The 23,793-nt window shown below is 50.8% G+C and carries 20 protein-coding genes and 1 pseudogene; 7 read left to right on the forward strand and 14 right to left on the reverse strand.

The genetic code is table 11. The features are described from left to right. Nucleotides 1–55 precede the first annotated feature (55 nt). The 4 genes from IO95_RS01785 to IO95_RS01800 form a co-directional block, all read right to left on the reverse strand. Nucleotides 56–1,924, reverse strand: coding sequence for a DUF3857 domain-containing transglutaminase family protein (locus tag IO95_RS01785; RefSeq protein WP_037383538.1), 1,869 nt, complete (start codon nt 1,922–1,924; stop codon nt 56–58). A 178-nt stretch (nt 1,925–2,102) separates the two neighbouring features. After that, nucleotides 2,103–2,897, reverse strand: coding sequence for an adenosylmethionine decarboxylase (gene speD, locus IO95_RS01790; protein WP_023489552.1), 795 nt, complete (start codon nt 2,895–2,897; stop codon nt 2,103–2,105). 26 nt (nt 2,898–2,923) lie between these two features. Beyond that, complete coding sequence (speE, locus tag IO95_RS01795) at nt 2,924–3,787, reverse strand: polyamine aminopropyltransferase (RefSeq protein ID WP_023489551.1); 864 nt, start codon at nt 3,785–3,787, stop codon at nt 2,924–2,926. A gap of 145 nt (nt 3,788–3,932) precedes the next feature. Then, the gene (locus tag IO95_RS01800) at nt 3,933–4,280 is read right to left on the reverse strand and encodes a YacC family pilotin-like protein (protein WP_037383575.1); all 348 of its coding nucleotides are present in this window, start codon (nt 4,278–4,280) and stop codon (nt 3,933–3,935) included. 187 nt (nt 4,281–4,467) lie between these two features. Here IO95_RS01800 and cueO point away from each other — a divergent pair, with 187 nt between their 5' ends. Together cueO and hpt are read left to right on the forward strand one after the other, a co-directional pair. After that, entirely contained in the window at nt 4,468–6,099 is a 1,632-nt protein-coding gene (cueO, locus tag IO95_RS01805; RefSeq protein ID WP_023489549.1) for a multicopper oxidase CueO, read from the forward strand. Between the two features lie 135 nt (nt 6,100–6,234). Then, nucleotides 6,235–6,771: a hypoxanthine phosphoribosyltransferase gene (gene hpt / locus IO95_RS01810; protein ID WP_023489548.1), complete on the forward strand. Its 537-nt coding sequence runs from the start codon at nt 6,235–6,237 to the stop codon at nt 6,769–6,771. Between the two features lie 37 nt (nt 6,772–6,808). Here the strand turns inward: hpt and can are convergent, their stop codons facing one another. After that, nucleotides 6,809–7,468: a carbonate dehydratase gene (can, locus tag IO95_RS01815; protein WP_023489547.1), complete on the reverse strand. Its 660-nt coding sequence runs from the start codon at nt 7,466–7,468 to the stop codon at nt 6,809–6,811. A gap of 193 nt (nt 7,469–7,661) precedes the next feature. Between can and IO95_RS01820 the strand changes: the two genes are divergently transcribed. The 3 genes and pseudogenes from IO95_RS01820 to IO95_RS01830 all read left to right on the forward strand — a co-directional run. Next, nucleotides 7,662–8,585: an ABC transporter ATP-binding protein gene (locus IO95_RS01820; RefSeq protein WP_037383578.1), complete on the forward strand. Its 924-nt coding sequence runs from the start codon at nt 7,662–7,664 to the stop codon at nt 8,583–8,585. Then, the gene (locus IO95_RS01825; RefSeq protein WP_023489545.1) at nt 8,582–9,352 is read left to right on the forward strand and encodes an ABC transporter permease; all 771 of its coding nucleotides are present in this window, start codon (nt 8,582–8,584) and stop codon (nt 9,350–9,352) included. The genes IO95_RS01820 and IO95_RS01825 overlap by 4 nt, the downstream gene beginning before the upstream one ends. 247 nt (nt 9,353–9,599) lie before the next feature. Then, a pseudogene (locus tag IO95_RS01830) lies at nt 9,600–10,856 on the forward strand (polysaccharide deacetylase family protein); the annotation flags it as partial. Between the two features lie 220 nt (nt 10,857–11,076). On the opposite strand, the gene panD reads toward IO95_RS01830, so the two are convergent. The 9 genes from panD to thpR all read right to left on the reverse strand — a co-directional run bounded on the left by panD (nt 11,077) and on the right by thpR (nt 18,483). Continuing rightward, the gene (gene panD, locus IO95_RS01835) at nt 11,077–11,457 is read right to left on the reverse strand and encodes an aspartate 1-decarboxylase (protein WP_023489543.1); all 381 of its coding nucleotides are present in this window, start codon (nt 11,455–11,457) and stop codon (nt 11,077–11,079) included. 138 nt (nt 11,458–11,595) lie between these two features. Beyond that, nucleotides 11,596–12,447, reverse strand: coding sequence for a pantoate--beta-alanine ligase (gene panC / locus IO95_RS01840; protein WP_023489542.1), 852 nt, complete (start codon nt 12,445–12,447; stop codon nt 11,596–11,598). 62 nt (nt 12,448–12,509) lie between these two features. Further along, entirely contained in the window at nt 12,510–13,304 is a 795-nt protein-coding gene (panB, locus tag IO95_RS01845; RefSeq protein WP_023489541.1) for a 3-methyl-2-oxobutanoate hydroxymethyltransferase, read from the reverse strand. Nucleotides 13,305–13,459: 155 nt separating this feature from the next. Next, nucleotides 13,460–13,939 (reverse strand): 2-amino-4-hydroxy-6-hydroxymethyldihydropteridine diphosphokinase, encoded by a 480-nt coding sequence (gene folK, locus IO95_RS01850; protein WP_023489540.1) that lies wholly within the window; start codon nt 13,937–13,939, stop codon nt 13,460–13,462. After that, nucleotides 13,939–15,486, reverse strand: coding sequence for a polynucleotide adenylyltransferase PcnB (gene pcnB / locus IO95_RS01855; RefSeq protein ID WP_072011635.1), 1,548 nt, complete (start codon nt 15,484–15,486; stop codon nt 13,939–13,941). The genes folK and pcnB overlap by 1 nt, the downstream gene beginning before the upstream one ends. A 122-nt stretch (nt 15,487–15,608) precedes the next feature. After that, nucleotides 15,609–16,499 (reverse strand): tRNA glutamyl-Q(34) synthetase GluQRS, encoded by an 891-nt coding sequence (gene gluQRS / locus IO95_RS01860; protein ID WP_023489538.1) that lies wholly within the window; start codon nt 16,497–16,499, stop codon nt 15,609–15,611. Between the two features lie 72 nt (nt 16,500–16,571). Then, nucleotides 16,572–17,027: an RNA polymerase-binding protein DksA gene (gene dksA / locus IO95_RS01865; RefSeq protein ID WP_023489537.1), complete on the reverse strand. Its 456-nt coding sequence runs from the start codon at nt 17,025–17,027 to the stop codon at nt 16,572–16,574. Nucleotides 17,028–17,236: 209 nt separating this feature from the next. After that, nucleotides 17,237–17,944, reverse strand: coding sequence for a DNA/RNA nuclease SfsA (sfsA, locus tag IO95_RS01870; RefSeq protein WP_023489536.1), 708 nt, complete (start codon nt 17,942–17,944; stop codon nt 17,237–17,239). Further along, complete coding sequence (thpR, locus tag IO95_RS01875) at nt 17,941–18,483, reverse strand: RNA 2',3'-cyclic phosphodiesterase (protein ID WP_023489535.1); 543 nt, start codon at nt 18,481–18,483, stop codon at nt 17,941–17,943. The genes sfsA and thpR overlap by 4 nt, the downstream gene beginning before the upstream one ends. Nucleotides 18,484–18,517: 34 nt before the next feature. Between thpR and hrpB the strand changes: the two genes are divergently transcribed. Continuing rightward, a complete protein-coding gene (hrpB, locus tag IO95_RS01880; protein WP_152554877.1) occupies nt 18,518–21,013 on the forward strand; it encodes an ATP-dependent helicase HrpB in 2,496 nt (831 codons plus the stop codon). Nucleotides 21,014–21,163: 150 nt separating this feature from the next. Continuing rightward, nucleotides 21,164–23,770: a bifunctional glycosyl transferase/transpeptidase gene (mrcB, locus tag IO95_RS01885; protein WP_023489533.1), complete on the forward strand. Its 2,607-nt coding sequence runs from the start codon at nt 21,164–21,166 to the stop codon at nt 23,768–23,770. The last annotated feature ends 23 nt before the right edge of the window (nt 23,771–23,793 follow it).

The following is a 23,793-nucleotide window of genomic DNA, read 5'->3' on the forward strand; positions in this document are numbered from 1 at the left end:
GGTGATGAGAAGGCAGGGCTGCCCTCTCATCACGATAATTAGCCCATCTGCGGGGCTAAGCTTTCACGGGCTGCATCACCAAACGTAGCTTTTTGACGCAATCATCCCCTTGTTCGATCAGTTTGCCGAAGGATTCGCTGTTGATCTCATCGTGGCTCAACCAACTGACTTTCTGCACTTCCCGGTAGCGATAGTGGTAACCCGCTTTGCTGGGTTCTGCTTGTAAATCAATATCGAACCAAGGGGAGCGTATCTTGCAATGGTGCGCTGGCTCCTGGGTCTCCCCTGATAAACTGACGTCATAGGAGATGGTCTGCGGGTCCCCCAGGTAGATATCTGCCAACTGCCCCTCAAGGCGATAAGTAGAGAAGGCACGCCAGTTTTGGGCCAGACTCTGGCGATGGTAGGTATATTGCCCCCCGATAAGCTCCAGGCCATGCAGGTCGGTCAGCTTGGCCTCAATGTGATACTGGGGCGGGATGACAAACTGGCTCTCATCACGCTGCAAACTACAATCGCTGACTTGATTCGCAAAATTGCGACAGAGCATTTGATCAACGCTGGTGCGTCCATCCTGGTGGTCAGCGACGCTAAGTTGCATTAGCGGGATATTGGAGAGTTCTACGCTTGCTTGGATTTTGGCTTGACCGTCGTGAGTATATTGTTCGCTACGGGTGACACGCACGGTGTCATCGGGGTTTTCCAGGGGGATATTCTCTTGCCGAACCTGACCCGCCTCACCTAGCACCAATGCCCAGCGCTGCTGAAGGTCATGCATGGTACGCCCAGGAATAAACGCCGGGTTGGTGGGATCAAGCCACCAGATGTTGCCATCGACTTCTGCGCGCACTATGGCATGGTTGGGGGCGTAGATGCCTGGAATCAATAAGTTTGGCGCGACATCGCCACGATTGACTAAAGCAGTTTCTGCTTTGATACCGACTGCTTTGAGCATGGCGGTGAGCATGGTAGCCAAGTCTTTGCAGTCCCCATAGCCATTGTGCTCGATTTCGGCCAAGGTAAAGGGAATGTAGCCGCGTTCGCTGCTGCGCCAGTCACCGAGATAGCGGTAGTTATTGTTGATGTATTGCATCAGCGCGGCAACCTGTTGTGCCGCAGGTTTACCTTGGTTAGTGGCAACAGCAGCTGCCATATTTTGCGGCAGTTCGGCGGCCAGCAACTGATTATAACGCTTGGCTAAAGCAGACAGATTGTCCTGTAGATCAAGTGAACTGCCTAATTCCAGGCGAGGGATCTGCCGGAAGTAACTACTGTCCGCTTCGTTGATATAGTTCAAATAGTACGGGGATGACTTAAGGCTGACCTTGACGCTTTTTTTATCGTCACTCTGTTCAATGTGGTAAGCCTCCATCTTCTCACTGCGTATCAGGATTGGGCGTTCAGCAGTGAATTCTGCCTCAAAGCGATCATAACGAACGGGTATTGCCCCCAGACCAAGTACGTAATGGAATTGGCTATTTAAAGGTTTGGCGACAAAATGTTCACGTAAGGTATAGCTGATACGAGTGCCAACGCGCAGATTGGGGAAGGCCAGGGAGATCTGTTTTTCTCGCAGAAAACCTTGATCAGGGTTCGGAGCCATGCGTGTATCGATCTGTGACTCTGCCAAGGGGACTGGCTGTTCACCCGGTTGGGTCACTTCTGCTTTCTCAAGTGTCAGAGTGTCATTTTCCGCATAATTGCGGTCAATACGCGAGAGCATTTCACGCCCGCTGGGTTTGAGTATGGTAAAGCTGTAGGTAGTGACACAATCGGTACTGTTATCCGTATTGAACTGGCAATGGCGCTCTGTCTCGCCCGACAGCGGTGCCTCTTCAATCGGTTGTAAGGCGGCAAATACGGAAGGGGTGGTTAGCAACAGACTGTAAGCAACTAGGGAGAGCGGGAAGGAATAACGGTGCATTAATACCTCGTAGAGAGTACTTGAATAACGATATACCTATCGTCTTCAAGCTGCCGCAGTGTTGGCTAAGGCTGTGCGCCCCAGTCACATAGCGTTTATGCTCGTGGGGACTTATTCACTTGCCGCCTGGCCGCAACTTGAATGAACCCGGCGGTAAGCCTGGATAGGTAATGAGATGTTATAGCTGTGGGATGTTCCGCCCGTAGTAGATTTCCTGCATCTCTTTCCATAGCAGAGCAGTGATCCTTTTCCGTTCAATTTCGTTGAGCGCTTCCGGCTGAGCATTAAACAGGTAATGCTTCAGATCAAAATCTTTCAACAGCATCTTGGTGTGGAAGATGTTTTCCTGATAGACGTTCACATCCATCAGGTGGTACAGCGCTTTCATATCTTCGGACATAAAGTTCTGGATCGAATTGATCTCATGATCGATGTAATGTTTCACACCATTTACGTCGCGAGTAAAACCACGTACCCGATAATCCATGGTGACAATATCGGATTCCAACTGGTGAATCAGATAGTTCAGCGCTTTTAACGGTGAGATGACCCCACAGGTAGAGACTTCGATATCGGCACGGAAGGTACACAGACCGCCTTGCGGGTGACTTTCGGGGTAAGTGTGGACGCAGATATGGCTTTTGTCCAGGTGGGCAACCACCGTATTAGGCAACGGACCAGGGTGTTCCGAAGTATCCACATCTTTAGGGTCAACGGGTTCTTCGCTAACCAGAATAGTGACACTGGCTCCTTGGGGGTCATAATCCTGGCGTGCAATATTCAGAATATTGGCACCGATGATCGAGCAGGTCTCACTGAGGATCTCGGTCAGGCGGTTGGCATTGTACTGTTCGTCAATGTAGGCGATATAGCCGTCACGGTCATCCGTGGTCTTGGCGTAACAGATATCGTAAATACAAAAACTCAGGCTCTTGGTCAGGTTATTAAAGCCGTGCAATTTGAGCTTATGCAATTTGGCTCACCTCCTTATCTTCTCGCTTAACGTGGTACGTCTAGTGCATTGAGTAAATACTGTGGCAGAGCAAAACTGCCGATGTGAATTGCCGGGTTGTAATAACGGCAGTGTAATCCACTCTGATTAAAGCGCTGTTGTATCGTGGCTACGTCCAACTGGCGTAATGCCGGGTTCTGGCTGGCCCAGGCAAATGTCATGATCCCGCCGTAGTAAGTAGGAATCGCGGCCTGGTAAAAGCTGACATCATTAAAATATTGGCTTAATCGGCTATGGCTGTTGACCGCTTCATCCTGTTGTAGAAAACAGACACCGTTTTGCGCCACAAAGATACCGCCTTCATTCAGGCAGCGAGCGCAACCTTGATAGAATGCGGAAGTGAACAGGCTTTCACCGGGGCCGATGGGGTCGGTACAGTCAGAAATAATGACATCAAATTTGTCTGTGGTCTGATTAACAAAGTTGACGCCATCGTCGATCACCAGTTTAAAACGCGGATCATCATAGGCTCCCGCATGGTGATTAGGCAGATACTGACGGCAGAACTCCACCACACCGGCGTCAATCTCCACCATGGTGATTTGGCGAACGCCCGGATGACGGCTCACTTCACGCAGCATACCGCCATCGCCACCGCCAATAATCAATACATTGCTGGCATGACCATGTGCCAATAAAGGGATGTGGGTCATCATTTCGTGATAGATAAATTCATCACGTTCAGTGGTTTGCACGACGCCATCCAGGGCCATTACACGTCCGAGTACCGAATTTTCGAAGATCACCAGATCCTGATGTTCGGTCTGTTTACGATAAAGCACCTTCTCAACAGAGAAGTATTGGCCGAAATTGGCATGAAGTGTCTCATACCAAATATCTTTCTGGGTCATGTGAGGGGTTACTCCGTGATAACAGCCATGAAAAACGGGCGCATCATGATAAACCGGACCTGCGGCAAATTACAAACTTGTCCGACTTGTCTAGCGCTTCACTCAGCTTGCGTTCACCGCTGGGTTTTGCTGTGGGGGAGACAACCTAGTTGGCGTAAGTGAGCAGGTTTAATGAATCGCGTGCCAGCAATTTGCACTTGTTGGGGGTAGGAATGGCAATTCCACTGAGGTCACGATAACTCTCTTCCCCCAGCATTTTCATATTGAAACTACTGTAATTACTTAAATCCCAACGATTTTGCCGAGCAAAAAAGACAATAGCTCGTTTGATTTGCTCATTAGGCAGATCACTGTAGCCGCAATTGCTTTTTAGATAGACAAACACCGCGGTCAGATCAGCAAGATCTTCGGCTTCGGCTTCATTAAGGGCCAGACTGGCTTTGGAGAAGCCTAGCATTGTCAGCAATAGCATCAATAACGTTGTTTTTTTCATCATCAAAGTAGACCTGTGCAATATGTGATGACGTTACCATATTTGCCTGTAAAGGCACCAAGTTTTATTACTGTAGCTTAACTTTTTTAAAGATAAAGGCTTGACCTTCCTCTAAGGGGAGGCTTTACGTTAAAGGATTCAAACAGCGATGATGAATTTTTCGAACACTGAGAAAAGGGAGTCTGAAATGTTGCGTCGTGATTTTATCAAATTAACTGCCGCACTCGGGGCTGCAAGCACTTTACCATTATGGAGTCACTCAGCCTGGGCGGCGGGTCGGCCATCCCTACCCATTCCCCCCATTTTAACCCCTGATGCCCAAGGTAAAATTTCGTTGGTCATGCAAACGGGGCAAATGAACTGGTTGCCTAACGTGGCGACTCAGACTTGGGGCGTTAACGGTGCGTTACTTGGCCCCGCAGTGCGCTTGCAACGGGGGCAGTCGGTCACGGTAGATATCCATAATAAATTGCCGCAAGCCAGCACGCTGCACTGGCATGGGCTGGAGATCCCAGGGGATGTTGATGGGGGGCCACAAGCCTTGATTCAGCCGGGTAGTACGCGCACTGTGGCTTTTACTGTTGAGCAAAGTGCTGCCACCTGTTGGTTTCACCCCCATACACATGGGACAACCGGTCAGCAAGTGATGAAGGGGTTAGGCGGATTAGTCCTACTGGAAGATGACGAAAGCAGTCAGTTACCGTTACCCAAAACCTGGGGCCAGGATGATTTCCCGGTGATCTTGCAAGATAAACGCTTGGATAAAGCGGGGCAGATCGAATATCAATTAGATGTTATCAGTGCTGCGGTAGGCTGGTTTGGTGACCGCATGTTTACCAACGGTGCCCTCTATCCACAACATATCGCGCCACGCGGTTGGTTACGCTTGCGTTTCCTGAATGGCTGTAATGCCCGTACTCTCAATCTGGCAGCCAGTGACAATCGGCCGTTATATGTGATTGCCAGTGACGGCGGATTTCTTGCCGAGCCGGTAAAATTGACTGAATTGCCGATTTTTATGGGGGAACGCTTTGAGGTCATGGTCGATGCGACGGATGGTAAGCCATTTGATATTGTCACTTTGCCCGTGAAGCAGATGGGCATGACATTAGCGCCATTCGATCAACCATTGCCAGTATTACATATTCAACCTTCCCTGGCTCAGGGCATCAAATCAATGCCTGACAGTTTAGTCAAACTTCCCGTGTTGCCTTCATCAAGTGGGGGAACAGAGCGATTCTTACAACTGATGATGGATCCGAAACTCGATATGATGGGTATGAAAGCATTGATGGATCGCTACGGGCATCAGGCTATGGCTGGCATGAGTATGAACCACGGCAGTTCAAACCATAACATGGCAGAAATGGACCATGGAAAGATGGATCATGGAAAGATGGATCATGGTGATATGCAGGGTATGGATCATAGCAAGATGAGCGGCATGAAGCAGAGTCACTCATCGTTTGATTTCAGTCATGCCAATACCATCAATGGCAAAGCGTTCGATATGAACAAGCCAATGTTTGAAGCCAAACGTGGTCAGTATGAGAAATGGACCATTTCTGGAGAGGGCGACATGATGTTGCACCCGTTCCATATTCACGGCACGCAATTTCGCATTCTGTCAGAGAATGGTAAGCCACCAGCGGCTCATCGTGTGGGTTGGAAGGATACCGTACTGGTTGAGGGCGCACGCAGTGAAGTCCTGGTACGCTTTAATCACTTGGCTAATGCGCAGCAGCCTTATATGGCTCATTGCCACCTGCTGGAGCACGAAGATACCGGCATGATGTTGGGCTTTACCGTTACCGCTTGATAGACCTGCCATTCTGCAAGCGACAGCGTGAATGAGGGCCTGTTGTAGGCTCTCACATCGCCACTGTTTGCCAGCTATGTTAAACTTCGGCAACGTGTTCCGGCAATTGACCTAAAACTATTTGACCTAAAAACCATGAAACATATTGTAGAAGTAATGATTTCCGAGCAGGAGATACGCACCCGCGTCGCCGAACTTGGGCAGCAAATCAGTGAAGATTACCGCCATAGTGGTAGTGAGATGGTGCTGGTTGGGCTGCTACGTGGCTCTTTTATGTTTATGGCCGATTTGTGCCGCGCTATTGAGGTGCCGCATGAAGTGGACTTTATGACCGCCTCCAGTTATGGCAGCGGTATGTCGACCTCTCGAGATGTCAAGATCCTCAAAGATCTGGATGAAGATATCCATGGTAAAGATGTGTTGATCGTGGAAGATATTATCGACTCCGGCAACACCTTGAACAAAGTGCGCGAGATTTTGGCATTGCGTGGGCCAAAATCCTTGGCGATTTGTACCTTGCTGGATAAACCTGAGCGTCGAGAAGTGGACGTCCCGGTGGAATATGTCGGTTTCTCTATCCCAGATGAGTTTATCGTGGGCTATGGCATCGATTATGCCCAGCGTTACCGCCATTTGCCCTACATTGGTAAAGTGGTCATGTTGGATGAGTGATTAAACGATGGGGGCCACAAGGTGGCCCCATCAGGCACTAGGATACACCTTTGTCACGGGTGAGGGTGGCTATAGCCTTGCGGTAGCCCATCTCCAGGCTTTCACGGCTGGTGGCGGTGACCTCCAGATTGTGTAAACGACCATCCTGGATCCCATAGACCCAACCATGAATCATCACTTTCTGGCCACGTTTCCAGGCAGACTGCATAATGGTGGAATGGCCCAGGTTATAAACCTGTTCAATCACATTGATTTCACACAGGACATCCAGGCGTTGTTCTGGCTCCAGTTCCCCCAGCAATGAGCTGTGCTTGTACCAGAGGTCGCGAATGTGCAGCAGCCAGTTGTTGATTAGCCCCAGTTCCGGGTTTTCTACCGCCGCTTCCACACCACCGCATCCCAAGTGACCACAGATAATGATATGTTCAACCTCGAGCACATCAACGGCATATTGCACTACGGACAGGCAGTTCAAGTCAGTGTGAATGACCAGGTTTGCCACATTGCGGTGGACGAACAGTTCTCCCGGCTCCAGGCCAGTCAAACGCTCTGCGGGTACTCGGCTGTCGGAGCAACCTATCCATAAGAATCGTGGTTTCTGCGCCTGGGATAACCGCTCAAAAAAGCCAGGATCTTCTAGCTTGATGTTAGCGGACCAGGTTTGGTTGTTGGCTATAAGCGTTTCGATTTCTTTCATGGCAGTGATTGACCTGTGATGAACGAATTGCGTTGATGTAATATAGGGTAAGCATCACAATTTGGAAATGGAAACCGTACAGCTATTTTTTTGCATGGGGTAGGTTTCCTATCGCTATAGCTTGCTGGCAACTCGAGCAAACTCGGGTATATGCTAGCAAAATACTTATCTTCACAAGGCACTCTCATCAATGATGGATTATGCACTGGAAATAGCGCAGTTGACCAAAACTTATGCCGGTGGCGTAAAGGCATTGCGCGGTATTGATCTCAAGGTAGAGGCAGGGGATTTTTATGCTCTGTTAGGACCCAATGGTGCTGGGAAATCAACCACCATTGGGATTATTAGTTCGCTGGTCAACAAAACGTCAGGCACTGTGCGGGTGTTCGGCTACGATATTGACAAAGATATTGTCAATGCCAAGCGTCAGCTTGGGCTGGTGCCGCAAGAATTCAATTTCAACCCGTTTGAGACGGTATTTCAGATTGTCGCCAATCAGGCCGGTTACTATGGTGTTGAACGTCGCGAGGCCCATGCACGGGCAGAAAAATATCTTAACCAGCTCGATTTATGGGATAAGCGTAACGTGCGGGCTCGTATGCTTTCTGGTGGTATGAAGCGCCGCCTGATGATTGCTCGTGCCTTGATGCACCAACCAAAATTATTGATCCTCGACGAACCCACTGCCGGGGTGGATATTGAGTTGCGCCGTTCGATGTGGGTTTTTTTGAAAGAGCTGAATGCGCAAGGCACCACGATTATTCTGACTACACACTATCTGGAAGAAGCGGAAATGCTGTGCCGAAACATTGGCATTATTCAGCATGGCGAATTGGTGGAAAACACTTCAATGAAAGGGCTACTGTCGAAGCTCAAGTCAGAAACCTTCATTCTTGATTTGGCAGCCAAAAGTCCATTACCTAAGTTGGAGGGGTACCAAAGCCGTTTGATTGACACCTCGACGCTTGAAGTAGAAGTGATGCGTGAACAAGGTTTGAACTCGCTGTTTAGCCAATTGAGTGCCCAAGGGGTACAGGTGCTGAGTATGCGAAACAAGGCTAACCGGTTGGAAGAGCTATTCGTCAAACTGGTGAATAGCCATGGAGAAACAGCATGATGCATTTGTATTGGGTGGCTTTGAAGAGTATCTGGGCGAAAGAGATTAACCGTTTTACCCGTATCTGGGTCCAGACGCTGGTTCCTCCGGTGATCACCATGACGTTGTACTTTATTATTTTTGGCAACCTGATTGGTGCGCGAATTGGCGAGATGCATGGCTTTGATTATATGCAGTTTATTGTTCCAGGGCTGATTATGATGGCGGTGATTACCAATTCCTATGCCAATGTGGCTGCATCGTTTTTCAGTGCCAAGTTTCAGCGTAATATTGAAGAACTCCTGGTCGCACCTGTACCGACTCATATCATGATTGCCGGTTATGTGGGGGGCGGCGTGGCCAGAGGTATCTGTGTGGGTATCTTGGTCACCGCCATTTCATTGTTTTTTGTTCCCTTGCAGGTACATGCTTGGTGGGTGATTGCCGTGACACTGTTATTGACGGCGATCCTGTTCTCACTGGGGGGACTACTGAATGCCATATATGCCACTACCTTTGATGATATCAGCCTGATCCCGACTTTTGTGCTGACACCCTTGACCTATCTGGGGGGCGTCTTTTATTCGTTGACACTGCTGCCGCCGGTTTGGCAAATGGTCTCCAAATTGAACCCGATTGTGTATATGATCAGTGGATTTCGCTTCGGTTTTCTTGGCATTGCCGATGTTCCTTTAGCGCTGACCATGGCGGTGCTGGTAGCTTTTATCGTGGTGTTTTATGGGTTGGCCTGGTATCTGATTGAGCGTGGCAAAGGTCTACGCACTTGATGTAGCCATTGAGGTTGCCGGGCGTATTAGCAGCGCCACTGACTCCTTACTTTCCCCAAGCGGGCAGACCTGCGCGTCTGCCCTGTACACATAAAGACATATTCTTTTGTTACCTGATACCATTGTTAACTGTTTGTAACTTTAATTTATCAGGTCGCCGTATGACCAGAATAAGCACTTTCTACCTGTGATTTAAATCATGTTATGCTAGCGCACTTTTATCGGGGATTAGTAAGTAGAACAAACCATGCAGTCTCAACATAGAATAATCGCAGGATTACTCGGTATTGTTATATCGTTGCTGGTGCCAACTGCCGCGGCGGTGGTGGTGTCGCAAGACAGTACGGTCAAAACCGAGTACATGGAAGCAGAACGAGACAGCGAAATGTATTCGTTGGTGGGCGAACAGGTCATTCCAGTAGGGCAAGTGAAGCAAGGTCAACTGCTCCAGGTGTTCCGTGCAGATGCGCAATATTATGAGTTCAAATTTGGGCATGGTACCGGTTTTATTGATAAAGCCAATGTTCGCCCGATCATTAAATCACGTCAGGTGAAGGATGACTCAAAGGAACTGAGCAAACAGCCCGCGAATCCACAACATTTGATTACTCAGCGGCCAACCCAGGTTTATTCTACTCCGGATGCTCAAAGTAAAGTGTTTGCTGTACTGGAAGAGAATCTGCGTTATCCGATTATTGGTAAACTGAAAGACCGGATGCATAACACTTGGTTTGAAGTTAACATTGGCGATCGTCTGGGTTTTATCAGGGCGCAGGATAGCGAGATTGACAATGGTATCCCGGTGTTGACCTATCACCACATGTTGAAAAATGAAGAGAACAAACGTTTTCGGAATACGTCAACCACCACCTCTGATGCGGCATTTAGTAATCAGATGGCGTATCTGAAACAGGCTGGCTATGACACTATCACCTTGTATCAACTGGAAGCTTATCTGAATAATCAGATCAATCTACCTGCTAAGGTTGTGGTGCTGACCTTTGATGATGGTTTGAAATCGGTTTATCGCTATGCCTATCCAGTACTGAAGGCGAACGGTTTACAGGCAACAACATTTGTTATCTCTTCACGTATCAAGCGCCATCCACAGCAGTGGAACGCAGATACATTGCAGTTTATGAGTATTTCTGAATTACAAGAAATTCAGGATGTTTTTGATATTCAATCGCATACCCATTTCCTGCATCGTACCGATGGCAAGCACCGGCCCATTTTGCTGAGTCGTTCGCTACATAATATTCGGGTTGACTTTGAGCGTTCAAGAAGGGCGTTGGAACAGTTTAACCCGAAAATCTATTATCTCGCTTACCCATTTGGCGGCTATAACCAGGATGCGGTCGAGGCAGCAAAAGAAGCAGGGCTGCATCTGGCGTTTTCGACGGTAAAAGGCAAAGTGAAGCCAGGGGATAATATTTATACTTTGAAACGGTTATATATCCTACGCACCGACTCTATTCCTTCGATGGCAGAGCGAGTTGCCAACACGCGGGAATCCTTATCGACACCGTTGTACCCAAGTTTATCCAGTTTGTCGTTAGATCATGGTGACGGGAAATCTCAGGAGTCAGTTGACCTAATGGATTTCTGGGGGCAGTTTGCCTCATTGATGATGCTCGGTCAGATGCAAATGTTTATTCAACCCGGGTGAGTCGGCTGGGGTATGGAAGATAAAAAACGGGCGATCTACGCGCCCGGTTTTTTTATCAGGCAACCTGCACAGGAACGGCTTTCGCCTGGCGTTGCAGAAGGTTATCGCCCTCAAAATAGGCGACTTTCGGATGGTGCTGACGCGCATCGGCATCACTCATCTGCACATAGGAACAGATGATCAGTTTGTCACCGACACAGGCACAGCGCGCAGCCGCACCATTGACCGATATAATGCGTGAACCGCGTTCAGCAGCGATGGCATAGGTGGAAAAACGCTGACCGTTATCAACGTTGTAAATATCAATCGCTTCATATTCCAGAATCCCTGCCGCTTCCAGAAAGTCCTGATCGATGGCGCAGGAACCCTCATAATGCAAGTCAGCCTGAGTCACTTTTACCCGATGCAGTTTGCCTTGCAACATAGTACGTATCATAGCGTTACCTAACTGAATATCGGCTTTTCAGCCAACTGGATTGAAATCTGACTCTGCTTGCGGGTCACTTCAGCAATAAACAGGCTCAGTCTACTGCCAATGAAGTCACCACGGCAACCGTGTTCTATAAAGGGCTTATTACGACAGGTCGACCTGTTGATTATCGATCAAGCGCGCTTTACCCAGCCAGGCAGCCATTAATATGACTGCATGGCGGCTCTCTATACCTAATGGTTGCAGCGTGTCGGCATCACGGATAAATAATTCATCAGGGGTAAAGCCAGCAGTGCGCAGCCTTTCCGCTGCCTGCCCAAGTAATTTATCCACATGGCGCTCACCATGGCTGAGTTGCTCTGCTATGCCATGCATAATCATGCTTAACTGCGGTGAAATTTTGCGCTCTTCGGCATTGAGGTAGCCATTGCGTGAACTGAGTGCCAACCCATCTTTGGCGCGCACTGTGGGTACACCAATAATGTCAATATCGTACCCCATGTCCTCGACCATCTTGCGGATCAGTGCCAGTTGCTGGTAATCCTTCTCGCCAAAGCAGGCCAGATGAGGTTGAACCAGATTAAACAATTTACTGACCACGGTAGCTACACCACGGAAATGCCCTGGACGGCTGGCACCTTCAAGGATGGTGGAAATACCAGGAACATCGACACTGGTTTGCTGATCCAATCCTTGTGGGTAAATTTCTGCTGGTGATGGGGCGAATATCAGATCAACATTACGGTGAGTGAGTTTTTCACTATCCTCTTGCAGTGTGCGTGGGTAGCGAGCCAAATCATCAGGGCGATCGAATTGCATCGGGTTAACGAAAATAGTCACAACCACAACATCGGCACGAGCACGAGCCTCATCAACCAACGTCATGTGGCCTTCATGCAAGTTTCCCATGGTGGGGACCAGTGCGATGCGCTTGCCTTCTTGCCGCCAGCGGCGGATTTGTTGGCGTAGCAATGGCAGAGTTTCGACAATTACCATTCCATAACTCCTGGAGTTTCAATCAATCTTTCAAACAATCATTCATTCAAGCAATGACAAAATTAGTTGAACGAGTGCTCTTCTGCAGGATAGACACCTTGTTCAACTTCCTGAATATAGCGTTGTACTGCACTGCGGATATCACCACTCTGTGCCAGAAAGTTTTTGGCAAATTTTGGAATATGGCCACTGGTGATCCCTAAGGCGTCATGCATGACCAGAATTTGACCATCGGTAGCATTACCGGCACCAATGCCAATTACCGGGATAGACAAGGCTTCTGTCACCTTCCGCGCCAGTTCGCTCGGAACGCACTCCAGTACCAGTAGTTGCATGCCAGCCTGCTCCAGGCTTTTGGCATCCGCCAACAGTTGGTTTGCCGTGGCTTCCTCGCGCCCTTGCACTTTATAACCACCGAACAGGTTGACCGATTGCGGTGTCAGCCCGAGATGACCACAAACCGGAACAGCACGTTCTGTCAGCATTTTTACGGTATCAATCAGCCAATTGCCCCCTTCCAGTTTGATCATATTAGCCCCGGCACGCATCAGTTCTGCCGCACTGTGGCAGGTTTGTTCAGGGGTAGCGTAACTCATGAAAGGAAGGTCAGCCAATAACAGGCAGGCTGGTGCGCCACGACGCACCGCACGAGTATGATAGGCGATGTCGGCGACGGTAACGGGGAGTGTGGAGTCATGCCCTTGTAGTGTCATCCCTAACGAGTCACCAACCAACATCACTTTAATGCCTTGTTGCTCGAATAATTGGGCAAAACTGGCATCGTAAGCCGTTATGGTGGCAAATTTGTGCTTTTGCTGTTTCCACTGGCGTAAGTGGCTCACGGTGGTGGGTTTCACGATCATCTCTCCAAAGAATAGCCGTACAATTTATCCCCAGCGCCATGCAGGTGGTAAGCGGGGGGCGGAATGCTGGGGTATATTGACACCACCTTAGGTATATACAGTGGTGAGGTGGCCGACGTTCCTCTAGGGTTGTTTCAGCAGGCAGGTGATTACCATAACGTCATGCCGTTTTTAGGTACAGGTTTCAGGCAGTCTGCCAGGCTTTCACCATCCGGCAACACCAGATTTGGCGCAATATCCGCCAGCGGATAGAGCACAAATTCACGCTGTTTCAGGCCATAGTGCGGTACGGTTAAGCGCTCGGTATTAATCACCTGGTCATCATATAACAGGATGTCCAGGTCCAGTGTGCGTGGCCCCCAGCGCTCATCTTTGCGGACCCGCCCTTGGTCGCGCTCTATCGCTTGAGTGTGATCAAGCAATTGTGCTGCGGATAACAGCGTATCCAGTGCCACCACCGCATTAAGAAAATCCGGCTGGTTTTGTGGCCCCAGCGGCTTGCTACGGTAGAACGGCGAGCAAAGGATGCGCTGGGTCTGTGGTAGATGATCCAATGCTGCCAGTGCGTTATTTATCTGCTCAATGGGATGCGCCAAGTTGCTCCCAAGAGCGATATAAACGCGTACCATTATACTTCCTCTTTACGTGGGGAGCGGTTACGCGGGCGGCGCTGACGCGTTCTGCGTGGTGCCGGGTCTTCCCCCAACGTGCTCACCATATTTTTCTGCTGTGCCGCTGTAGCTTCCTGGAAGTCGCCCCACCATTTGACCAAGCGCAGCATCTCGGCATTGTTTTCCACTTCGGCGCGCAGTGCCAGCAAATCGTAAGCGGCGCGGAATTTGGGGTGTTCCATCAGCTTATAGGCACGTTTGCCTTGACGGCGGGACAAGCGTAATTGCAACTGCCAGATATCCCGCACTAATGTGGTGATCCGCTTGGGAATCGCTAATGAACGACACTCTTCATCCAGCACATCATTCATTGCCAGTGCAAAGGCATCATAATAGGTCAGCCCACTCTCCTGAACCAGCTTCTGTGCGTGTTCCAGCAGTGGGTACCACAACATGGCAGCAAACAGGAAAGCCGGGTTGACACGCAGACCGTTTTGCAAACGGTGATCGGTATTTTTCAGTACCTGCACCAGAATGCGTTCCATTGGCGTATCCTGGTCTGGCGTGAAGTGGCGCGCAATTAGTGGGAACAGCGGCTGGAACAGCTGATATTCACACAGTTTGAGGTAGGTTTGATAACCACTCCCGGTCTGCAATAATTTCAGCGATTCTTCAAACAGACGAGCTGGCGGGATCTCGCTTAGTAATGAAGCTAGCCGAGGGATTGGCTCGGCAGTTTCTTTGCTGAGGGTCATGTCCAGTTTGGCGGCAAAGCGTACCGCACGTAGCATCCGCACCGGGTCTTCACGATAGCGGGTTTCTGGATCGCCGATCAAGCGGATGACACCTTGTTGCAGATCGTTCAGGCCACCGACGTAATCGCGCACGGTAAAATCCGCAATGCCGTAATACAGGCTATTGATGGTGAAGTCGCGGCGCTGGGCATCTTCTTCAATAGAACCAAAAATATTGTCGCGCAGCAACATGCCACTCTGCGCTTGTTGCGAAGAGTTCTTGTCTGACTCTTGATGCTGTTCGTGATGGCCACGGAAGGTGGCAACTTCGATAGTTTCTGGCCCAAACATCACATGTGCCAGCCGGAAACGGCGGCCAACCAGACGGCAATTACGGAATAATTTGCGTACCTGATCCGGGGTAGCATTGGTGGTAATGTCGAAATCTTTGGGCTTTTTGCCAAGCAATAGATCGCGTACACCACCACCGACCAGATAGGCTTCATAGCCGGATTTGTTCAGACGGTATAGCACCTTCAGGGCATTATCACTGATGTCTTTACGTGAAATCGAATGCTGATCACGCGGGATCACGGTGATTGAGCGTGCGTCTGCTGTGGTCGGCAATGGCGCACGCTTGCGCGCTGCCGGACGGCGGGCAGGGTTATGGGCGCCGCTGGTAGCAGAGCGGGGTGATTGTTTCGCCGGTTGTTCTACGGGGGCGAGTTCCTCGCGAGTTGGGGCTTGCTCGCTGTCCCGCGCATTATCGCGGTTCAATTTGTCATCGCGGATAAGCACCTTACGGCAGAAATTGGCTACTCGGGTAAAAATAGTACACCTCGATAGTGACGGATAAAAAAGTGCTAATTAAAAACAGCGGCTAATAATAGCTCACCATGGCGTCTTTGAGAATGCTGTTGTGATTTTACTCACTATATTGACGTCTGTTACCACTACAATGAATCTGGGGTGAGATGAATAGCCCGTTGGCGTGGTACATTTTCTAAGCACCAATGTTGCACAGCCCAGTTCAATAATAACGACAGGCTCAGATCTTGCCAGCTTTCTGGCTGTGGTTGCTGGAGAAACTTGAGGGCCTTAATCAGCGTCGGGCGTGGGTCACCACTGGGTAGCGCCGGTGCTTGATTTTGTTTCGACAGCTTGATCCCATGATGGCCTAATGCCAATGGCAAATGAATATAGTGCGGAACCGGGGCTTGTAACTGCTGGTATAGCGCAATTTGGCGCACGGTGGGGGCGATCAGGTCGGCACCACGAACGATTTCGGTCACCCCTTGAAAATGGTCGTCGATCACCACAGCCAGATTATAGGCAAACAGGTCATCACGGCGGCGAATGATAAAATCTTCTTCTGCCAAGGCGGGGTCAGCCTGTAATTCCCCCTGCAACCGATCGTTAAAGGTATAGATCGGGTTTGATTGTCGCAAACGGATTGCCGCACCTTGTGGGCCAAGTCGTAACTGACGGCAATGACCATCGTATAGTCCACCAAGCTGCTGGATACGCTGGCGTGTACAGGTACAGTAATAACTTGCTCCCTGTTGTTGTAAACAATCAAGGGTAGCTCGGTAGGCGTCGAGGCGTTGGGACTGATATAGCACCTGACCATCCCAGTGGAGGCCATAGTGTTCTAATGTCGTCAGGATGCGGTCAGCTGCACCAGCCACTTCCCGCGGAGGGTCGATATCTTCAATGCGTACCAGCCATTGCCCGTGTTGAGCACGAGCCTGAAGGTAGCTTCCCAGAGCGGCAATCAGCGAACCGAAATGCAGATCTCCAGAAGGCGATGGGGCAAAACGCCCCACATAGTGACTGTCTACCATAGCAGTAGGAAGCAGTGTCCTTTACTCGGTGTGGCGCGTATAGAGGCACGCGCCACAGGCGGTAATAACTGCTTAGCCAGCCATCTGCTTTTCACGGATCTCGGCCAACGTCTTGCAATCGATGCACAAATCAGCAGTCGGACGCGCTTCAAGGCGACGAATGCCAATCTCCACGCCGCAAGATTCGCAGTAGCCGAAATCATCGTCTTCTACTTTCTTCAGCGTTTTCTCGATCTTTTTGATCAGTTTACGTTCACGGTCTCGGTTACGAAGTTCAAGGCTGAACTCTTCTTCCTGAGTTGCTCGGTCTGCTGGATCAGGGAAATTAGCTGCCTCTTCCTGCATATGTGAAACCGTGCGGTTAACTTCATCCCTAAGCTGGTTACGCCATGCATCAAGAATGAGTCTGAAATGCGCCAACTGAGCGCTATTCATGTATTCTTCGCCCGGCTTCTCTTGGTACGGCTCCACCCCAGCGATGGCGAGAATGCTCAAGGACGAGGCTTTACGGGTTTGCCCTTCTTGCATATTGCTTCTCCTACATACACACGCACTATACCTTTATTACAACGATGTTCAGGTATATCGAATCCCCGAAGAGGGGAAAAACAGGCCGCTATAAATAACAGAAGGGAAGAGGGATGGCAATTATTCCTGTCGCCTACTTGACAATGCTGTGAAGGAAGGCGTAATCGACGCGGCCATCTGGTGGCAAAATTAATCACTGCCCGCACGCGCTAATCGATAAAAAACGGTAACTTATCACAGAGTGATAGACCGTCAGGTGATAATTTTGCCCCATAACAAATCACTTCCACTCCTGTCTGCTGAACTTGCTTAAGTAGTGCCGCATAATGCTTATCTATATGATGTGCCGGAGTCACCTGAGCGATACCACTGTGCAACACCGCAAAAAACAGTACCGCCCGTTGACCTTGTTCAACCACGCTTTGCAACTCACGTAGATGTTTTTGTCCTCGGAGCGTAACAGCATCTGGGAAATAACCACGATCATGTTGCAATAGTGTGACAGACTTGACTTCAATATAGCAGTTAACCCGGTTTTCTGCCTGTAATAACAAGTCGATACGGCTATTTTCCGTACCATATTTTACTTCACTGCTGATTTTACAATAACCGGATAATTCAGTGATTATATTCTGTTCAATTGCTTCACGCACCAGCGTATTGGCACGCAGCGTATTGACGCAGATCCAGTCACCTCCCTGCGTATGGGTGAGTTCCCAACTCTGGGGATATTTACGCTTGGCATTCTCTGATGTGGAGTACCAAACCGTATCACCCGGTGTCGCACAGCCGGTCATCGCCCCGGTATTGGCACAGTGCAAGGTCAAGGTTTCGCCTGTTGGCGTAATCACATCAGCCAGAAAACGTTTATAACGCTTAATCAGTTGGGCAGATTTTAGCGGTGGGGTAAAAATCATGTTTTATCCTGTTGGTTGAGTGTCCACTGCTCAAGTTCATGGTAGCGGGTACGACCTTGTTCAAACACCGATTGATAGAGCGAGAAATGACGGGCATCAAAATGCCAACCCGGCGTGCCCGGGGGAAGAACCAGCGGTTTAGTCGCCGCCCGCAGTAACGTGATATGGGGGTGAAACGGTAATGGGCTCTGATAGCAACCACTGCGGGCCGCCTGCGAGCGGAGTAAGGCCGCCAACTGCAACAGGGCGCGTGGTGCCTGCTTGGTGCCAAGCCAGACGATACCCGGGCGCGGCCAGTGACCGAGGTCATCAAGGCAGAGCTGAAAGCCAGCTTGCACTATGCGTCCGGCCAGCGCTTTTAATGCTCGCTCTTTCTGCTCACTAAGCTCGCCCAGAAATGCCAGGGTCAGATGTAGGTTGGCAGCAGCAACCGGGCGGCCATCTTCGGGAGCGAAGGCAGTGGCACGCCAGCGTATCACCTGTTGTTGCAGGGCATCAGGTAACGGAAGTGCAAAGAACAAGCGGCGTGAACTGGACATGTAACCCCGGTAAGTGAATTAAACGCTGAGGGTAATGCTACAATGGGAGTCATTCATTAACTACCCCACGAACCACTCCACGGAGAATTTAGTGTCCTTATTGCCCGTCAGTGCGGTTGTTGAGCAACTGCTTGCCTCACTGCAATCCGCCCCTCAGGTCTTGCTGCATGCGCCGACCGGTGCCGGTAAATCTACTTGGTTGCCACTACAAATACTGGCAAAAGCTCAGTTGCCAGGGCGTATTATCATGCTTGAGCCGCGGCGGTTGGCGGCCAGAAACGTGGCCTATCGCCTGGCACAGCAATTGGGGGAAGAGCCGGGCCAAACCGTCGGTTACCGTATGCGGGCTGAAAGCAAAATCGGCCCTCAGACTCGTCTGGAAGTGGTGACTGAAGGAATACTGACCCGCATGTTGCAGCAGGATGCTGAACTGCAGGGGGTTTCCTTGGTCATTCTGGATGAATTCCACGAACGCAGCTTGCAAGCGGATTTGGCCTTGGCCTTATTGCTTGATGTGCAACAGGGGCTGCGTGACGATTTGAAGTTACTGATTATGTCGGCGACGCTGGATAATGTGCGTTTGTCGCAATTACTGCCGGCAGCACCGGTGGTGGTTTCAGAAGGGCGTAGTTATCCTGTTGAGCGCCACTATCAACCACTGGCTAGCCATCAGCGGTTTGAGGAGGGTGTGGCATCGGTGGTGAAGCGCTTACTGTCTGAGCAGCAGGGTTCATTGCTGCTTTTCTTACCTGGCGTGGCGGAAATCAATCGGGTACTGGAACGGTTGACAGGGGATGTGGCCACTGACATTGATCTCTGCCCGCTATACGGCGCATTGCCCTTGATGCAGCAACAAAAAGCGATTCAGCCCGCAGCGAAGGGACGCCGCAAAGTGGTGCTGGCCACCAATATCGCGGAAACCAGCTTGACCATTGAAGGGATTCGTTTGGTGGTTGATGCGGGCCTGGAGCGCGTAGCCCACTATGACCTGCGTAGTGGACTGACTCGTTTGGTCACCCAGCGCATCAGCCAGGCTTCCATGTTACAGCGTGCCGGGCGTGCTGGGCGTCTGGAGCCTGGTATCTGCTGGCATCTGTTTACCCGGGAGCAGGCGGAACGTGCGGCGGAGCACGCAACAGCGGAAATCCTGCAAAGTGATCTCGCAAGCTTATGGCTTGAATTATTGCAATGGGGGTGTGTGGATGTCGAACAACTGACCTGGCTTGATCAGCCTCCTCAAGGGGCATTGATGGCAGCCAGCCAGTTGTTACACACCTTATCGGCCATCGACAGTGGGGGCAAGCTCACGGCTCAAGGTCGCAAGATGGCGGGATTGGGTTGCGAACCCCGGTTAGCGGCCATGCTCTGCGCCGGCGCAGAGATGGGGCCTGATGGATTAGCGACAGCAGCGATGTTAGCGGCTCTGCTTGAAGAACCGCCGCGTGGTGGGCAGATCGATATTGGCTATTGGTTGAGTTGCCCCCAATCACATTGGCAACGCCGGGCGACTCAACTAAGTAAGCGCTTACTTCAAAAATCAGGGCAGGTGGATACTGAGCTTGCCCCTTTTTTGCTGGCAACGGCTTTTGCCGACCGTCTAGCGCAGCAGCGTGGGCACGATGGGCGTTATTTGCTGGCGAATGGTTTAGGGGCCGCTATGGATCAGCATGACGCACTATCCAGGTACCCTTGGCTGATCATTCCTTCCCTGTTGCAAGGGCATAACAACCCGGATGCGCGTATCCTGTTGGCGTTACCGATCGAGATTGACAGCCTGGAGACTCAACGGCCACAGCTGGTCAGCAGCCAGACTGCCGTTGAATGGGACGAAGATAAAGGCACTCTGCGCGCATGGCGGCGGCAACAGATAGGCCGCTTAATCTTGCGGGCTCAACCGCTGGCCAAACCGGCAGATGAAGAGTTGCAACAGGCACTGATAAACTGGATACGCACGCAGGGGGTGGGTGTACTCAGTTGGGACAGCGCCGCAGAGCAGTTACGTTTACGTTTACACTGTGCTCAGCGCTGGCTGCCTGAGGCTGCGTGGCCTGCGGTAGATGATGAGTCGCTGTTGGCGACATTGGAGAGTTGGTTATTACCGTCATTGGGGGGCGTGCGCGATCTTCGTGGACTCAAGCAGGTAAATATGGCTGAAGCCCTGGGGCGTCTATTGAACTGGCAACAAAAACAGCGGCTGGATAATGCGTTACCGACTCATTACACTGTAGCCACCGGCAGCCGCTTACCGATTCGCTATGACAGCGATAATCTGCCAGTGCTGGCGGTGCGTTTACAAGAGATGTTTGGTGAACAACGTAGCCCAATGTTGGCCGAGGGGCGTATAGCGGTGGTGCTTGAGCTCCTTTCACCCGCACACAGACCATTGCAAATTACCAGCGATCTGGCTGCTTTCTGGCAGGGGGCGTACCCAGAGGTACAAAAAGAGATGAAAGGGCGCTATCCCAAACATGTATGGCCGGATGACCCAGCCAATAGTCCCCCGACCCGACGTACCAAAAAATATCAATAACGGTACCGCTAGTTTAGGGGGATGGGTTTTCTGCACCTTTGAAGGGTGATGGGTATAATTCAGAAGTTTCTTCTGTTCTGTAGCCTGCTACAGGACTAGATTAAGCGATAAATAATGGCCATCAGGGCCACAATATGGAGAGCAACAGTAATGGCTGGGGATGACCGCAAGCCGATTGGGCGCCAAGGGAGACAAGCTAAACGTCAGGCGCCACGTAGACCGATGCGCCGTCGTCGTGATGATGATTATGACGATTATGACGATTATGACGATTATGATGAATACGAAGAAAACGAGTATCAGGATGAGTATGACGACGACGAGGATGGCTATGATGAGGAATATGAGGAAAAACGCATGTCGCGCAAGGTAAAAGCGCGCCCATCACGTAAAAAACGCCGTTGGCTGGGTTTACTGATCAAGTTGTTCCTGGTGGTTGCCGCATTGTTGGCGGTTTATGGCGTTTATCTCGATTCGCAGATCCGCAGTCGTATTGATGGCAAAGTCTGGGAGTTGCCAGCGGCGGTGTATGGCCGAATGGTTAACCTGGAACCTGGAATGCCATACAGTAAACAGCAGATGGTTAATCTGCTGGAAGGGATGCAATACCGTCAGGTTAGTCGCATGACGCGTCCAGGGGAGTTTACGGTGGAGGGCAACAGTATTGAACTGCAGCGCCGTCCATTTGATTTCCCGGATGGCAAAGAGGGGCAGATCCACGCCCGGCTCGATTTCCAGAACAACGGCTTGGCAAAAATCGTTAATATGGATAATCAGCGTAACTTTGGTTTTTTCCGTCTTGATCCGCGTTTGATAACCATGATGCAGTCACCCAATGGTGAACAGCGCCTGTTTGTACCGCGTAGTGGCTTCCCGGATTTGCTGGTGGATACGTTGATCGCCACCGAAGACCGTCAGTTCTACGAGCATGAAGGTATCAGTCTTTATTCTATTGGCCGTGCAGTATTCGTTAACCTGTCCGCCGGTCATGCGGTGCAAGGCGGTAGTACCCTGACGCAACAATTGGTGAAGAACCTGTTCTTGAGCAGTGAGCGTTCACTTTCGCGCAAGCTCAATGAAGCTTATATGGCGTTGCTGCTGGATTATCGTTACAGCAAAGACCGTATTCTGGAGTTGTACCTTAACGAGGTCTACCTGGGGCAGAGTGGTGGTGATGAGATCCGCGGTTTTCCACTGGCGAGCCTGTATTACTTTGGTCGTCCGGTTAATGAGTTGAGTCTTGATCAACAGGCCTTGCTGGTGGGCATGGTCAAAGGCGCCTCGTTGTATAACCCATGGCGTAACCCGCAGTTAGCGTTGGAACGCCGTAATGTGGTGCTTAAGCTGTTGCAGGGGCAGGGGATGATTGACGCTGAGCTCTATAACATGCTGAGTAGTCGTCCGTTGGGGGTGCAGCCGAAAGGGGGCGTGATTTCACCGCAGCCCGCTTTTATGCAACTGGTGCGTCAGGAGTTGCAGAATAAGCTGGGTGACAAGATTAATGATCTTTCAGGGGTGAAGATCTTCACCACACTGGACCCGGTTTCGCAAGATGCGACGGAGAAAGCGGTTGAGGAAGGGGTCCCGGCGCTGCGTGCAGCTCGTCATGTTGATGATCTGGAAGCTGCCATGGTGGTGGTGGATCGTTTCACCGGCGAAGTTCGTGCCATGGTAGGGGGAGCTAATTCTCAGTTTGCTGGTTTCAACCGGGCAACTCAGGCGCGGCGTCTGGTGGGGTCACTGGCCAAGCCACCGACTTACCTGGCGGCGTTGTCGCAGCCCGATAAGTACCGCCTGAATACCTGGCTGGCGGATCAGCCGCTGTCGATAAAGTTGCCAAATGGTACCTCGTGGCAACCGAACAACTATGATCGCCAGTTCCGTGGCCGGGTGATGTTGGTTGATGCCTTGGCCAACTCCCTCAACGTGCCAACGGTCAATCTCGGGATGTCGTTGGGGCTGGATCAGATCAGCGCGACGCTACAACGCTTGGGTATCCCTAAAACCGCCATTTCTCCGGTGCCTTCTATGTTGCTGGGGGCCATTGGTCTGACTCCGATGGAAGTGGCACAGGAATACCAGACTATCGCCAGCGGCGGGAACCGTGCCCCGCTGTCTGCAGTACGTTCAGTGATTGCAGAGGATGGCACCGTGTTGTATCAGAGCTTGCCACAGGCAGAGCGTATGGTCCCGGCTCAAGCGGCTTATCTGACATTGTATGCGATGCAACAGGGGGTAGTTCGTGGTACTTCGCGTTCACTGTCCGGTAAATATGGCAACTACAATTTGGCGGCCAAAACCGGTACCACCAACGATTTGCGCGATAGTTGGTTTGCAGGTATTGATGGCAAGGAAGTGGCGATAGCCTGGGTTGGGCGTGATAATAATGGCCCAGCTAAATTAACCGGTGCTAATGGTGCTCTGACACTGTACCGTCGCTATCTGGATAATCAGACGCCGTTGGCGTTGACGTTGCAACAGCCAGAAGGAATCAGCCAGATGGCCATCGATTCTGACGGTAATTTCATTTGTGGTGGTAATGGCGCGCGTACCCTCCCAGTGTGGACGGAAAACCCACAGGGATTATGCCAGGGGAGTCAGGTGGTGGTACAACAGGCTCAACAGCCATCGCAGCAAACTCAGCAACAGCAGCAGCAACAGCAACAACAGCCACCGCAATCTCAGCAGCCAAAACTGGATGAGCAGAAAGATGCCGATGGTGTTCCTGGGTGGATCAAGGATATGTTTGGTCAATAAAATATATCCAGTAACAAAAACGG

Source organism: Serratia sp. DD3 (assembly GCF_000496755.2).

Excerpts from the sequence above, each read along its gene's own strand:
- IO95_RS01820 (WP_037383578.1), top strand. The coding sequence starts at position 7,662 with ATGGATTATGCACTGGAAATAGCGCAGTTGACCAAAACTTATGCCGGT.
- panC (WP_023489542.1), bottom strand. The coding sequence starts at position 12,447 with ATGGTAATTGTCGAAACTCTGCCATTGCTACGCCAACAAATCCGCCGC.
- panD (WP_023489543.1), bottom strand. The coding sequence starts at position 11,457 with ATGATACGTACTATGTTGCAAGGCAAACTGCATCGGGTAAAAGTGACT.
- IO95_RS01800 (WP_037383575.1), bottom strand. The coding sequence starts at position 4,280 with ATGAAAAAAACAACGTTATTGATGCTATTGCTGACAATGCTAGGCTTC.
- hpt (WP_023489548.1), top strand. The coding sequence starts at position 6,235 with ATGAAACATATTGTAGAAGTAATGATTTCCGAGCAGGAGATACGCACC.
- folK (WP_023489540.1), bottom strand. The coding sequence starts at position 13,939 with ATGGTACGCGTTTATATCGCTCTTGGGAGCAACTTGGCGCATCCCATT.
- cueO (WP_023489549.1), top strand. The coding sequence starts at position 4,468 with ATGTTGCGTCGTGATTTTATCAAATTAACTGCCGCACTCGGGGCTGCA.
- hrpB (WP_152554877.1), top strand. The coding sequence starts at position 18,518 with ATGCTACAATGGGAGTCATTCATTAACTACCCCACGAACCACTCCACG.
- dksA (WP_023489537.1), bottom strand. The coding sequence starts at position 17,027 with ATGCAAGAAGGGCAAACCCGTAAAGCCTCGTCCTTGAGCATTCTCGCC.
- IO95_RS01825 (WP_023489545.1), top strand. The coding sequence starts at position 8,582 with ATGATGCATTTGTATTGGGTGGCTTTGAAGAGTATCTGGGCGAAAGAG.
- can (WP_023489547.1), bottom strand. The coding sequence starts at position 7,468 with ATGAAAGAAATCGAAACGCTTATAGCCAACAACCAAACCTGGTCCGCT.
- mrcB (WP_023489533.1), top strand. The coding sequence starts at position 21,164 with ATGGCTGGGGATGACCGCAAGCCGATTGGGCGCCAAGGGAGACAAGCT.
- gluQRS (WP_023489538.1), bottom strand. The coding sequence starts at position 16,499 with ATGGTAGACAGTCACTATGTGGGGCGTTTTGCCCCATCGCCTTCTGGA.
- IO95_RS01785 (WP_037383538.1), bottom strand. The coding sequence starts at position 1,924 with ATGCACCGTTATTCCTTCCCGCTCTCCCTAGTTGCTTACAGTCTGTTG.
- sfsA (WP_023489536.1), bottom strand. The coding sequence starts at position 17,944 with ATGATTTTTACCCCACCGCTAAAATCTGCCCAACTGATTAAGCGTTAT.
- thpR (WP_023489535.1), bottom strand. The coding sequence starts at position 18,483 with ATGTCCAGTTCACGCCGCTTGTTCTTTGCACTTCCGTTACCTGATGCC.
- speE (WP_023489551.1), bottom strand. The coding sequence starts at position 3,787 with ATGACCCAGAAAGATATTTGGTATGAGACACTTCATGCCAATTTCGGC.